Origin of the sequence: Paenibacillus sp. BK720, from assembly GCF_011761545.1 — a bacterium.
In the GTDB taxonomy this organism is placed as follows: domain Bacteria; phylum Bacillota; class Bacilli; order Paenibacillales; family Paenibacillaceae; genus Pristimantibacillus.
In genome coordinates, this window is sequence record NZ_JAASRQ010000005.1 from 461459 (window position 1) to 474613 (window position 13155).

10 protein-coding genes are annotated in these 13155 nt (G+C 53.1%); 8 read left to right on the top strand and 2 right to left on the bottom strand.

Going from position 1 to position 13155, the window contains the following annotated elements:
* Window positions 1–259: 259 nt before the first annotated feature.
* Window positions 260–577 (bottom strand): cupin domain-containing protein, encoded by a 318-nt coding sequence (locus tag FHT67_RS21070; RefSeq protein WP_132310672.1) that lies wholly within the window; start codon window positions 575–577, stop codon window positions 260–262.
* A gap of 199 nt (window positions 578–776) precedes the next feature.
* Here FHT67_RS21070 and FHT67_RS21075 point away from each other — a divergent pair, with 199 nt between their 5' ends.
* From FHT67_RS21075 to FHT67_RS21095, 5 genes are all read left to right on the top strand, one after another.
* Window positions 777–1274, top strand: coding sequence for a TRAP transporter small permease (locus tag FHT67_RS21075; RefSeq protein WP_132310670.1), 498 nt, complete (start codon window positions 777–779; stop codon window positions 1272–1274).
* Entirely contained in the window at window positions 1274–2569 is a 1296-nt protein-coding gene (locus tag FHT67_RS21080) for a TRAP transporter large permease (protein ID WP_167201214.1), read from the top strand. Before FHT67_RS21075 ends, FHT67_RS21080 begins: the two co-directional genes overlap by 1 nt.
* 101 nt (window positions 2570–2670) lie before the next feature.
* Window positions 2671–3702, top strand: coding sequence for a TRAP transporter substrate-binding protein (locus FHT67_RS21085; protein ID WP_132310666.1), 1032 nt, complete (start codon window positions 2671–2673; stop codon window positions 3700–3702).
* Between the two features lie 75 nt (window positions 3703–3777).
* Window positions 3778–5616, top strand: coding sequence for a sensor histidine kinase (locus FHT67_RS21090; RefSeq protein ID WP_167201216.1), 1839 nt, complete (start codon window positions 3778–3780; stop codon window positions 5614–5616).
* Window positions 5597–6361, top strand: a complete 765-nt coding sequence (locus FHT67_RS21095; RefSeq protein WP_167201218.1) for a response regulator transcription factor — start codon at window positions 5597–5599, stop codon at window positions 6359–6361. Before FHT67_RS21090 ends, FHT67_RS21095 begins: the two co-directional genes overlap by 20 nt.
* Before the next feature lie 179 nt (window positions 6362–6540).
* On the opposite strand, the gene FHT67_RS21100 is transcribed toward FHT67_RS21095, so the two are convergent.
* Window positions 6541–7989, bottom strand: coding sequence for a family 43 glycosylhydrolase (locus FHT67_RS21100; protein WP_132310660.1), 1449 nt, complete (start codon window positions 7987–7989; stop codon window positions 6541–6543).
* 293 nt (window positions 7990–8282) lie between these two features.
* Between FHT67_RS21100 and FHT67_RS21105 the strand changes: the two genes are divergently transcribed.
* The 3 genes from FHT67_RS21105 to FHT67_RS21115 are packed head-to-tail and all read left to right on the top strand — an operon-like array spanning window position 8283 to window position 12824.
* Window positions 8283–9422, top strand: coding sequence for a glycoside hydrolase family 88 protein (locus tag FHT67_RS21105; RefSeq protein WP_167201220.1), 1140 nt, complete (start codon window positions 8283–8285; stop codon window positions 9420–9422).
* 56 nt (window positions 9423–9478) lie between these two features.
* On the top strand, window positions 9479–11233 hold the full coding sequence (locus tag FHT67_RS21110; RefSeq protein WP_208403407.1) for a sensor histidine kinase: 1755 nt from the start codon (window positions 9479–9481) through the stop codon (window positions 11231–11233).
* Window positions 11226–12824, top strand: a complete 1599-nt coding sequence (locus tag FHT67_RS21115) for a response regulator transcription factor (RefSeq protein WP_132310656.1) — start codon at window positions 11226–11228, stop codon at window positions 12822–12824. Before FHT67_RS21110 ends, FHT67_RS21115 begins: the two co-directional genes overlap by 8 nt.
* The last annotated feature ends 331 nt before the right edge of the window (window positions 12825–13155 follow it).

A 13155-nucleotide genomic window follows, 5' to 3' on the forward strand; every position in this document is an offset into this window, starting at 1 on the left:
CGGAACTAATCCAGTGCTAGCTCTCCCACAAGTTTAGCTTATCTGGACCCGGGCTTCTCGCTCGATTTTGTGCAATTTGATAGACCCGCGCAGATTATGCCCTCGGGGAAAATAAACCCGTTTCCGTCCATGAACAGGTTTCCAACCCGACGTCGTTCATCCGTGTATTCAAAATCGGCTTGTCTCCCGGGCAATTCCGGGAGTCAGAGCTGAAAAGCCCGGATCAATAAGATCCGGGCTTTTCAGTGCCGAATTTTTCTTACCGCTTCAGCAAATCCTCGCGCACCGGCGTAAAGACATCCAGCAGCACCGCAGCTTCCAGCGCGGTTACGCCATGCCTTGCTCCGCCGGGGATGGTGATCGCATCGCCAGCCTCGAGAACGGTCTCGGCGCCGTTGATGCGGAACGCGATTCTTCCCTTCATGCAGTAGCTCATCTGCTCATGCGGATGGCTGTGCTCATAGCCTTCGGCCCCGGGCTCGAAATGCACCTCCATCATCATCAGGCTTTGCCCGGCCTGCTTAATGCAGCGGGTGACGCCGGGCTCGGCTTGTTCCCACACTCCTAAGTTGCTCATATCCAATCACGCTCCAAGCTGGGTTTATGAATGCCTATACGTGCAGTGTAGCGCAGTTCTCATCCACATGGCAGTGCCATGCCGAAGAATCTAAAAAAACTACAAAAAATTATAAGATTACTCAAATACGGCCTAGAGCTTCCCGCCGCTACAATAAAAACGCAGGCTATGTGCCTTACAAAACGTAGGGGGAGGATAAATGAAAACGCTCAAAAAAATTGCGCTTGCGATAGACACGCTGCTCGAGACCGTTACGTTGATCGGCCTGGTAACGATGATTATTATCGTAACCGTGCAAGTGTTCACCCGGAAGGTATTCAGCTTTGTGTTCCACAGCTCGGAAGAGATCACGATGCTGCTGATGGTCTGGTTTTCGTTCCTCGGCATCGCCTTTGGCTTCCGGGAGCATCTCCATATGGGAATCGATTCTTTTACCTCCAAGCTGCCTAAGGCCGTTAACTATGTGCTCGACAAAGTCATTGGAATAACCATCTTCGCCTTTGGCGTCTATCTCCTCCATTACGGCTGGGACTTTACGAAGCTGATGAGCGAATCCGAGCTCCCGGCAACCGGCTGGCCGAACAGCCTGCTGTACCTCGTGATGCCGATTACGGGCGTCCTCGTATGCGTCTACGCTATTCTTCAATTAATCGGCATTGATACGAGAAGGCATAAGGGATTAGGGGGGCATGAATAATGGACAGCACGGCAATGGCCGCCTGTATTCTGGCGGGGAGCTTTATTCTGTTCGTCCTGCTGAGATTCCCGATCGCACTGGGGCTGGCGGGCTCATCGATTCTAACGCTGCTCTATTTAAAGGTACCGCTCGCCACGATTGGCCAGACGATGATTCAAGGCATGAACTCTTATTCGCTCCTAACGATTCCGTTCTTTATCCTGGCGGGGCAGATCATGAGCGAGGGGAAAATGGCGCTGCGTCTCATCAACTTAGCTCAGCTTATCGTAGGCGGCATTCGCGGCGGACTCGCCATGGTGAACTGCGTCGCTTGCATGTTTTTCGGCAACATATCCGGCTCGGCGATCGCGGACGTCTCCTCGATTGGCTCGGTGATGATCCCTTCGATGAGGAAAAAAGGCTACGACAACGATTATTCCGTAGGCGTTACCGTTTCCTCCGCCATTCAAGGCGTCGTTGTGCCGCCCAGCCATAATCTGGTTCTGTATTCCCTGGCAGCGGGCGGAGGCATCTCGATTACAAGCCTGTTCCTTGCGGGCATCGTGCCGGGCATTCTGATGTGTATTTCGCTTATGGCAACGAGCTACGTCTTTGCCGTCAAACGCGGCTATGAAAAAGGCGACCCCGTCGCTCGCAAAGATATTCCGCGCATCCTGCTTGACGGCTTTATGTCGCTGATGACGGCGGTGATCATCTTGGGCGGTATTTTTACCGGCTGGTTTACGGCCACCGAGAGCGGCGCGATTGCTTGTCTATATGCCTTCATCCTCACGTTCTTTATTTATCGGGATATTCCTTTGAAGCGAATGACCGTCATCTTGAAAAGAACATTCCGGACCGTCTCGATGGTGCTGTTCCTGATCGCGGCCTCCGCGGCATTCAGCTGGGTGCTTGCCTATCTGCAGGTGCCGGGCATGATTACGGACTGGATGCTGGGCATCTCGGATAATCCGATTCTGATTCTGCTCATCATTAATATTTTGCTTCTGCTGCTTGGCGCGCCGATGGATATGGCGCCGCTTATCCTCATTATGACGCCGATTCTGCTGCCGGTCGTGACCTCGATCGGGATGGATCCGGTACACTTCGGCATTATCCTGATGCTGAATTTGGGCATTGGCTTGCTTACGCCGCCGGTTGGCACCGTATTGTTTGTTGGCGCGGCGATCGGCAATATCACGATCTCGCAGGCGACCAAAGCGATGATGCCGTTTTTCTACGTGTTATGCGTCGTCCTGCTGATTCTCACTTATATACCGGGAATCGTCATGTGGCTGCCGCATCTGGTGCAGTAGCTGTGTGCATTTGGAACGATTTACGCGATTCCACCTATGTATGCGCTTTCCATAAAGAAAGGCCGTATCGTATAATTCAAAAATAGAGGAGCGATTATGTCATGAGCAAAAAGAAATGGGGATCCATTCTGGTCGCATCCGCGCTTGCTGCGGTCATGCTTGCCGGCTGCAGCTCGAATACGAAAGAAACGATTGACAGCGCGAATACGGGGAGCAGCGCCGCTGAAGGACCGAAGTATACGTTTCGTCTGGCGGATACGCATCCGGAAGGTTATCCGACGGTTGTCGGCGACCGGAAATTCGCGGAGCTGGTAAACGAGAAGTCCGGAGGCCGCATCAAAATCGAAGTATTCCCTGCATCGCAGCTGGGTGAAGAGAAAGCCGTCATCGAGCAGGTTCAGCTGGGAGCAATCGAGCTTACCCGCGTAAGCACGGGAGCGATGGGCGGATTTAATAAGGAATACGAAGTATTCAGCCTGCCTTATATTTTCAACAGCGACGAGCATCTATGGAAATTCCTCGAAAGCGATAAAGGCAAGAAGCTGCTGGACAGTCTGGAATCCTCCCGCATGAAGGGGCTGGCGTATTACAGCTCCGGCGCGCGTAATTTCTACTCGACGAAGCCTCTTACCAGCATTGCGGATATGAAGGGACTTAAAGTGCGCGTCATTCAAAATAAAGTAAACATCGATTTGATGGAAGCGCTTGGCGCGAATGCAACGCCAATGGCTTACGGCGAAGTGTTTGGAGCCTTGCAGACCGGCGTTATCGATGCGGCGGAGAACAATTATCCGAGCTACGATACGTCGAACCATTACCAGCAGGCCAAAAATCTGATTCTGGACCAGCATCAGCGCGTGCCGGAAGTGCTGCTCATCAGCAAGATTACCTGGGATAAGCTTTCCGACGCGGACAAGAAGATCATCAGCGAAGCCGCGCAGGAGTCGGTCGCCACGCAGCGCGCGGAATGGGACAAATTCGAGAAGCAATCGGAAGAGAAGATCAAGGCGGCCGGCGTCACCATTACCGAAGTAACCGATTTTACGCCTTGGCAGGAAGCGGTTAAGCCGGTTATCGAGAAGTACCGTGCCGATTACAGCGAAATTCTGGACGCGATCGAGAAAGCCAAATAACGAAGAAGCGAGGCGTATCTCCCGGCTTCCTTCAACGATGGATTCTGCGATACGTCCATTTAAGGGGGAACCGGGTTGCGCCTCAAACAGTCATACCGTATCTGGCAAGCGCTGTACAAGATTCTTTTTCTGAAAAATCGGCCGCTGTCGGTGAAGCTGCTCGTATTTCTGGCCTTGCTGGTGGTTGTGCCGTTAACGGTTGTTGGCTTTATCTCTTACAGCAATTCATCGGCCAGCCTCAAGGAGGCCGCCAGCCGCAGCAGCTGGCAAATCATCGAGCAGGTGAAATCCCATATCGAATATTACATCCGGGATTTCGAGATTGATTCGATCAAGCTGCTTAATCAGCCGGAGATGAAGGGCATGCTCCAGATGGACCAAACGGTTGACCTGGAGAAGACTCGTCCTTCCATCATGGAACTCTTCGAGGATGTGGCGTATTCCCGGCCGGACATTTCCCGGATTACGATGCTGCTCGAGAACAAGGCGATATTCGATACGGGAAATGATACCGATATGCGCCATGCCGAGGAGCTCGAGTCGGAACCCTGGTACGATACCATACCGCTCAACGGCGATATCAGGCTGATCAGCCGACTCTCCAGCCGAAGCGGGAGCGGTACGGAACCGGTTATCTCGATCGTAAAGCGGATTATCGATCCTCGGACGCTGGAGCCCATCGGCATGCTCATTATGGATATTAACTTCAAACGAATTCAGGAAATCGCCTATAACGTAACCGTTGGCCGTTCGGGTTACATGGCGATTCTGGACGAGAAAGGCGCGTATATTTACCATCCGGATCCGTCCAGGATCGGAAGCAAGGCGGATTTCCGATACGCCGATTGGATGCTGCGGAACGATGACGGTTACTTCCAGAGCGGGAAGGGACCGTTTTATACGTTTAATCGTTCTTCCTATTTGAACTGGCATCTTGTAACGATCATGCCCAATGAAGAATTGAACCGGGGCGTTGCTTATATCGGACGGACGATTTGGCTTACCGTGCTGATTACGCTGGTGATGGCTTATCTGCTGGCGGTTGGTTTTGCGGCCAGTATTGTCGCGCCGATCCGAAAGCTGCAGTTTTTTATGAAAAGAGTGAAGGACGGCAACTTCTCGGAGCGGGCAAAGGTTGAATCGGGAGATGAGATCGGCATCCTGACAAACGACTTTAATCAGATGGTCGAGAAGGTGGAGCAGCTGATGAAAGAAGTGTATAGCGCCAAGCTGAGAGAAGCCGACTTGTCGCTCAGGCAAAAGGAGTCGGAGCTGAAGGTGCTCCAATCCCAGGTCAATCCGCATTTTTTGTATAATGCCTTGGAAACGGTACGGGGCATGGCGCTTGAGCATGGCATTACGGATATTTCCAAGCTGGTAACTTCGCTGGCGAAGATGCTCCGCTATAATCTAGGCCATGCATCTCCGGTTGTCACGCTTCGCGAAGAGCTCAATATTTGCTGCATGTACCTGGACGTTCAGAAGTTCCGCTTCGAGGAAAAGCTGCATTACCGCATCGACGTTCCGGAAGATGCTCTCGAGCAGCATATTCCCAAGTTCTCTCTGCAGCCATTAGTCGAGAATTGCGTCATCCACGGTACGGAGACGGGTACCTCCAAGGTGACGATAACCATCTCCGCAGCTTTTAACGGTTCGGATTACGCCATTACGATAGCCGATTCGGGTTCCGGGATCGAACCGGTGCGGTTGAAGCAAATCGAGCTGGATTTGAGAGAAAAGGAGCTGTCGACGGACGGGGCGCATATCGGCATTATTAATGTCCATCGACGCATCATGCATTTGTTTGGAGAACGGTATGGCTTACGGCTCGGCAGCATAGCGGGGGAAGGAACAACCGTTACGATTACTTTGCCGCTGAAGGAGGAAAGCAGCCATGAATCAATCTCCGTATAGCGTATTGGTGGTGGAGGATGAGCGCTGGGTAAGAGTCGTTCTTCGGGAGGTGCTCCGCGAGACCGGGCTGCCCTTCCGGATCGTGCAGGAATGCACGCATGGCCTGGAGGCTTTGGATTGGCTGCAGAGCCATACGGCCGATATCGTGCTGGCCGATGTGAAGATGCCAGTAATGGACGGCGTCTCTTTTATCGAGCGGCTGGCGGGATTAAAGGAAAGCCCTTCGGTTGTATTTATAAGCGGGTACGATGATTTTCAGGCGGCCCGCAAGGCGCTACGCTGCGGCGTGATCGATTATCTGATGAAGCCGGTAGCGGCCGAAGAGCTGTCCCTTGCGCTGGGCAAATGGATGAAGGATCGGGAGAAAAAGCGCGAAATCGCCCAGGCCTCCTCTTCGGCAGGGGCGGAAGAAGGGCATAGCGAGATTATGGAGCAGGTGCTCCGGCTCATTCACGAGCGTCCCGGACATGTCAGCCTGGCCGGGCTTGCCGCCCAGGTTCATATGAATGCCAGCTATTTAAGCCAATATTTCAAGCAGCATACCGGACGGAATTTTACGGATTACGTAGCCGGGCTGCGTCTTGAAGAAGCGAAAATGCTGATCGCTCGCACTTCGCTTCGCATATCGGAAATCGCGGAAAGGCTGGGTTACAGCGACATTGCTTATTTCAGCAGCACGTTTAAGAAAACAACGGGGAAAAGCCCGCTTGATTTCCGCAGGCAGGAGCAGGTACAACGGAATTAAACGGCGTCCGTCGGCAAAGCCCGTTCTTCCTTCGGGGGAACGGGCTTTCGCGCGGAAATCGGATAGCCCGGCGGAATAAAGTCTATTGTTTCTTCCATGCACGCCGGCTCCGCAGTAGCCGGAATACGAGAGCGGCCGCGGGTTTCCACCCGCGTGGCCGCTCTCTTTGTTATTCCCGGTTAGCTGCCCAGCACCTTTACCTCCCATAAGGTTGGCGTATACCAGTTGCTCGGGTTGTTCCAGAGCACGGCGTTAACGAGCTGGATTCGGATATACCTTGCGGTAATATTCAAGCTGTCGGTGGTGAAGCCGTACGTTTTATTGCTTGTTCGGTCGATCGTCGTATAGCTGGTGCCGTTGGTGCTGTATTCGATCTTGTATTGATGATAGCCCTCGGAGCCCTTCACCATGTACCAGGAAATATCGATTTCCCTGACGTTCTTGGAGGAGCCCAGATCAACCTGCCACCAGGACGGCCACGTGACGGCGGATGCTTTCCAGCTGGTCTGGTAGTTCCCGTCATTGGCGCTGCCTGGCGCATAACCGGAAGCCGATGAGCTGGCGGTTGCCGTCTTGCCTTGCGACAGATTCGTCAGCGTTGACGGATAGGTGACGGAGCCGGCAGCCGCATCCAGATTCCAGCTGCTGTACCATTCCAGGGAGGCCGTGCCGCTTGAGCCGTTTAGCGTTAAAGGAAGCCAGATATACCGGGAGTCCCCCAATGCGCTCGAATTCCAGCGGTCAGCCATGTAGAGATAGGAGGTTGTAGATGTTCCTTGGATCGGCAGAATAAAGGTTGATTGGGAAGCAAAGGTCGACGGATTGCCAAGCGGCTGAACGGCCGTCCAAGGTCCTGCCATGGAAGTGGCCGTCGAATAACCGCCTTGGTTCGGATACCAGCCGGAAGCCTGCGAGGTAATCAGGAAATACTTGCCGCCCTGCTTCACTACGGCGGGAGCTTCCCGGTAGCCGTTGTCCGCGTACCAGGTTTTGAAGGAAGCCACGCTGAGGTAGTCGGAGCTGAGCTGGAAGATTGCCATCGAATCGTTCGCGCCGCCGTTCTTGTTGGAGGCGGAGACGAGGTAGGCCGTTCCGTCATCGTCCTTGAAGACGGTCAGGTCGCGCGATTCGTAGTTCATAGGTCGGAAGCTGCCGTGGTATGTATAGTCTCCGCAGACCGAAGAGCTCGAAGCAACGGCTACTCTTCCAAGACTGTAATCCGAACCGTTCTCGTAATGCATCCACATGACGTATTTCCCGGTCGAAGAGTTGTAGATGACTTTTGGTCGTTCGATTTTGCTCGAGGCAAGCTCGGAGGCGGAAGTGGTCTTGAGCGGATAGCTGACCCAAGCCCAATTCTTCAGGTCGGTAGAGGAATAGCAGACGACATGAGAGAAGTTGGCCGAATTGTTCAGCTTATCCTCGCCAATCCAGTAATAGGTGGAGCCGACTTTAATAATGCTTCCCCCGTGGGCTTGTATCGTTCCGCCCGTTGTATCGTACCATACCGGACCGTTCGTAATCGCAACGCTGGCCGCATTCGTTACCTTTGGCAGCGCCGTAACCGCTAAGGCTAACAGCAGCGCAACGCACGCCATAAGCTTGGATAACACGCGAATTTGACTCATCCTCCAACAGCCTCCGCTCCATATTGGTTTTCTTCCTTTCGGTTGCGCGAGAAACATGAAACCCGTTTCATCCCTCCCTTCAGCCGGTCAAGACGGATGACCGCATCCCGCCGACTCTAATATGTTTACAAGCGCTTTCACGGAATATGACTGGTTCATGCGGAGTGATTTTCGGGTCGAACGTTTGCGGAAAAAGGTCAAAATTTTACACGCTCGAAGCAAAAGTTGTCGCTCCGTGGGCTCCCGCATTCGATTACGATAGTGGAAAATCGCAAGGCAAGGGGCGAAAGGACATGTGGAAGACGGCAATTGACGGGGCAATCGCCACGATTACGAGCAATGTTGATAGATTCAAAGAGGCCTATCCTCATGTTGGAGAAGGCAGCCGTTATGCGTTAATAGGGAACAACGATTGGACCAACGGCTTTTGGAGCGGGCTGTTATGGCTCGGCTATGAATATTCGGGAGACGAGAGATTAAGAGAAGCGGCGAGGAGAACAACGGCAAGCTTCCGCCAGAGACTGAAGGACAACGTGGTGCTGGACCATCATGATATCGGCTTCCTGTACTCCTTATCCGCGAAGGCGGAATGGATCGTTGACGGAAGCGAGGCGGCGAAAGAGCTGGCGCTTGCGGCCGCGGACGTCATGATGAAGCGCTGGCGCAAGGCGGGAGCTTATTTTCAGGCTTGGGGACCGGAAGGCGATCCGGTGGAAGGCGGAAGAATTATAATCGATTGTCTGCTTAACTTGCCGCTTCTATATTGGGCGTCCGAGCAGACGGGCAATCCGGTCTATAAAGAAGCGGCCAAAGCCCAGGCGGAAAAAAGCAGACGGTATCTGGTAAGAGGCGACGACAGCTCTTATCATACGTTTTTCTTCGACCAAGAGACGGGTGAACCGGTTGGCGGCGCCACGCATCAAGGCTTCGGCAACGGTTCGACCTGGACGCGCGGACAGGCTTGGGGCATCTATGGTTTTGCGTTGTCCTATCGTTATACGCGCGATCCGTTGTTCCTCGAAACCTCGAAGCGGATGGCGGTCTATTTCCTTAAGCATCTGCCGGAGGACGGCGTGGCGTATTGGGACTTCCACCTGCCGGAGGAGCAGCCGAAGTATCGGGACAGCTCGGCCTCCGCGATTGCGGCAGCCGGCCTGCTGGAGTTATTGTCGCATTTGAATCCGCAGGATGCCGCGTTTGACGAATTGCGCGACGGGCTGCAGCGTTCGATGGAATCGCTGGTTTCCAACTATTCGACGGTTGGCGACAGGGAAGCGGAAGGTCTTTTGAAGCATGGCTCTTATCATGTGCGGGGCGGGCTGGCGCCGGATGATTTTATGATCTGGGGAGACTATTTCTATCTGGAGGCCTTGCTTCGGCTTGAGAGAGGAATCGGCGGCTATTGGCATGAGAGGAAACGGGTTCGGGACTAACCAATCCTTGGGGATGTTCCCTGTAAATCGATACTGCTACAATGAGGATATATCGTATGGGGAAAGAGGCGCGTGCGGCCATGACGAGATTAACCTACTACCGAAGAATCCAGTTGTCCTTTCTCTTGTTTATTATTTTTCCGATCCTCGCCGTTTCGGTTATTTCATATACGCTATTGAAGCAGAACATGATAGAGAAGTTTCAGATCAGCAACAACGGCATGCTGAACGTTATTGTCGGGGAGATCGACCGGACGATCGATGACGTGACCTTTGCCTCGCATTATATCGTAAACGATTCGGAGCTGCGGACATCCCTTAATCTGTTCGCGGATACAAGCAGGCTGAATACGTATACCGACTATACCCGTTTTATCCGGATAAAAGACAGCTTCTCCATGATTACATCCAAGCCGCTGAACAATAGCATTCATATGTATCTGGTCAACCGGGCGAACTTTATCCTGTCGCCGGATTCGGAGAATTTAGCGGCAATCAACAGCAAGCTTGTTCCGCTCCTCAAGAACGTAAATGCCTCGAAGCCGGTGGTTCTGCAATATCTTGGACTCCTTCATGACAGTGCGGATGATGCCGGCACGTATTATCTGGCGAGAGTGATAGGGGATGGAGGAGGCAAGCCTTACAGCGCCGTGCTGCTTGTCGGTATTGAGGCTGCTTATTTCGAAAAGCTGCTCGAGCGGGTCGAATTCGGGCAGATTGCATTGTTTGACGGGGCAGGCAAACCGATTGCGGGCAGCCCGGATGTTCGGCTTCAGCCAAGAGGCACCCCGGATTCCGTATTTCGGACGCAGCTAACGCTGGACAAAACCGACTGGAAGCTGGCTTACGAGACGTCCGAGGATTCGCTCTTTGGCCAAATCTCCCGCGCTTTTTACATCGGAATCGGACTAGTGCTGGTGTTTACGCTGCTGTTCTCGGTTATTTCGCTATTGTTCGCCAGAAGGCTGCATAGTCCGATTCAGAAGCTGCAGCGGGTTGCCCGCCAGTTCGCGCTCGGGAACCGCGATATGCGGCTTGAAGTAAAGGGCAGGGACGATATTGCGGAGCTTGGGCATTCCTTTAACGGAATGCTGGACGAGATAGAAGTACTGATTACGAATATCGAACAGGAGCAGGAGCAAAAGAGGGTCATGGAGCTGGAAGCCCTGTTTATGCAAATCCGGCCGCATTTTCTGATCAATACGCTTAATTCGATCAAATGCAGTCTTATTCTTAGCAAGGACCAAGTGCATAGCGGCATTGTCGACTCGTTAATGAATCTGCTGCGGGCCTATCTGAAGGTTAATACGCCATCCTCGCTGGAGGAAGAGTGCCGGCTGCTTGGTTATTACGTCGATATAATGAAGATCCGAAGCGAAATGCCGCTATCTATTGAAGCCCGCATCGAACCGGAGCTGAAGAGCTTGATTGTGCCCAAGCTGGTTCTTCAGCCTATAGTCGAGAATGCGATTGTACACGGTCTGGACGAGAAAGACTTGCTTCATATCGTTGTTCATGCTTACCGGGAGCAAGGCCGTATTTACGTGGCAATCGAAGACGATGGCTGCGGCATGGACGAGGAGCAGCTTGCCTGGCTGAACAGGCAATTAAACGCTTCCCCGGACATAGACACGGACGCGGAGGAGTATGTCCCTTACGAGCGGGTAGGACTGAGGAACGTCATTCAGCGTCTCAAGCTGACGTACGGCTCCGCGGAGATGAAGCTGAGCTCCAATGCCGCAGGCGGCATTACCGTTATTCTGGCCATTCCGATTCCAAGTCCGTCCGGACAGGAGGTATCCCATGTATAAAGTCATGCTGATTGATGATGATGTCCCGATGCTTAAAGTGCTGCAGCAGATGATTGAATGGGAGCAGCTTGATTTGCACGTGGCCGCAAGCACGTTCTCGAGCGTAAAGGCGCTGCATCTGTTCAAGGAGACGATGCCGGATATCGTCATTACGGATATCGGGCTGCCGAAGAAGAACGGAATCGAGCTGGCCGCCGAATTCGCGGAAATAAAACCGGGCGTGAGAATTATATTTCTGACCTGCCACGAGGAATTTCATTATGCCCAGCAGGCGGTCAAGCTGGATGCCGACGATTATTTGATCAAGGATCAATTGACGGCCGACCAGCTGGAGGAGAGTCTTCGCAAATCGGTTACCCGTATGAAGGGACGGAAGACGGAAGAAGTCCCGGATTCCGATGCCTATAGCATCGAGCTGCAAAAACGAGCGTTATTCCAGATGATTATGGACGGAGCGGATCTGGAGAAGACGCGGGCCTATGCTTCGCGCGCCCAAATCGAGTGGCCGTATGCGTGCTTTATGATGGGGATGATTCATCTTCGGTATTCGGATTTCGAACTGCTCTACAACCGGAGCAACATTCCGCTGATCCGGTACGCCATTTACAATATTGCCCTGGAAATTGCCCAGTCCTATAAAGAGATTACGCCGTTTATCGATCAGGATCATTTTATGGTGCTGTACAATTACCGTCCGAATCTGGCCGGGAATGATCAGGCTTACCTGCAATCGTATCTGGACGAGCTGCTTCGCCAGGTGGCCGCGTACCTTCGGATTACGCTGCAGATCGTTCTGGTCACCGACAAGCTTGTGCTGCAAGCGGCAGGCTCCGTCTATCAGCAGATCAGAAGCGGCAAGCCGGAGTTTTACCGGGCGGGCCGCGTGGCCGCGGCATCGTCTTCGCAGCTGCTCGGCCAGCTCTTCTACCCGGTGCCGCCGGACTTTAATTCGGCATTCCGCGGCGAGCTTGAGCGCGCCGTCCTCGAGAAGAATACCGGGGAGATGCGAGGCGTGCTGCTCCGTTTCGGGCAGGAGGCGGCAAGCCGCCGGATTGAGCCGGAGGAATGGACCGAGGCGCTTGTTCAGCTGCTTCGCGAAGCCGAAATCCTGTTCCCGCGGAGAAAAGCGGAAGAGGACGTCTACGCTTATATCGATGCGGCAAGAACGATGGAGGATGCGCTGGAGCTGGCCGTTGGCCGGCTGGAGCGACTTGCCCAAGATCAGCTTGGGCATGCCGGAGGCTCTGCCAAATCGCGGGAGCCGCGGCTTCAGGTCATCCAAGCCTTTATCGACAATCATCTGTCGGACAATATTACGTCCATTGATATCGCGCAGTACTTATATTTGAACCCAAGCTACTTCTCCCGTTATTTCAAACGGCTGACGGGGCTTAGCTTTACGGACTACGTGCATCAATACAAGATGAAGATTGCCGCCAATATGCTGAAGAGCTCCGGCCAGACGCTCGAGACGCTTGCCGTTGGGCTTGGTTATTCCGACCGCGCTTATTTCTCGAAGGTGTTCAAGAAGTACATCGGCTTCACCCCAAGCCAGTTCAAGCAAAAGCATCAGCTGGTCCGCAAATCATAATGCCGCAAACATGATATCAACGGAATGTTAAGTCATAGATTTCTCTCCAAGATGCCGCTCCTTACAGCGGCATTTTGCATGCCCGGGTCATGCCTGGTTTTTACGTTGCACGTATTACAGCATAATGCCGCCTATTGACCTAGTAACAACAATGATGTTGTATATTTTGCAGTATATTTCTCTCAAAACGGGCCTAAGAACTCCAATTCAGTCCAATATGCTGCATTTCGATCATCGTACGCCGCTGAAGTGCGCGATTTGAGCGTATTAGGGTGTAATTTATGCAATGTAGGTTGGGAGGGGCTGATAAGAGCAGTCCAGCCAATTCCCA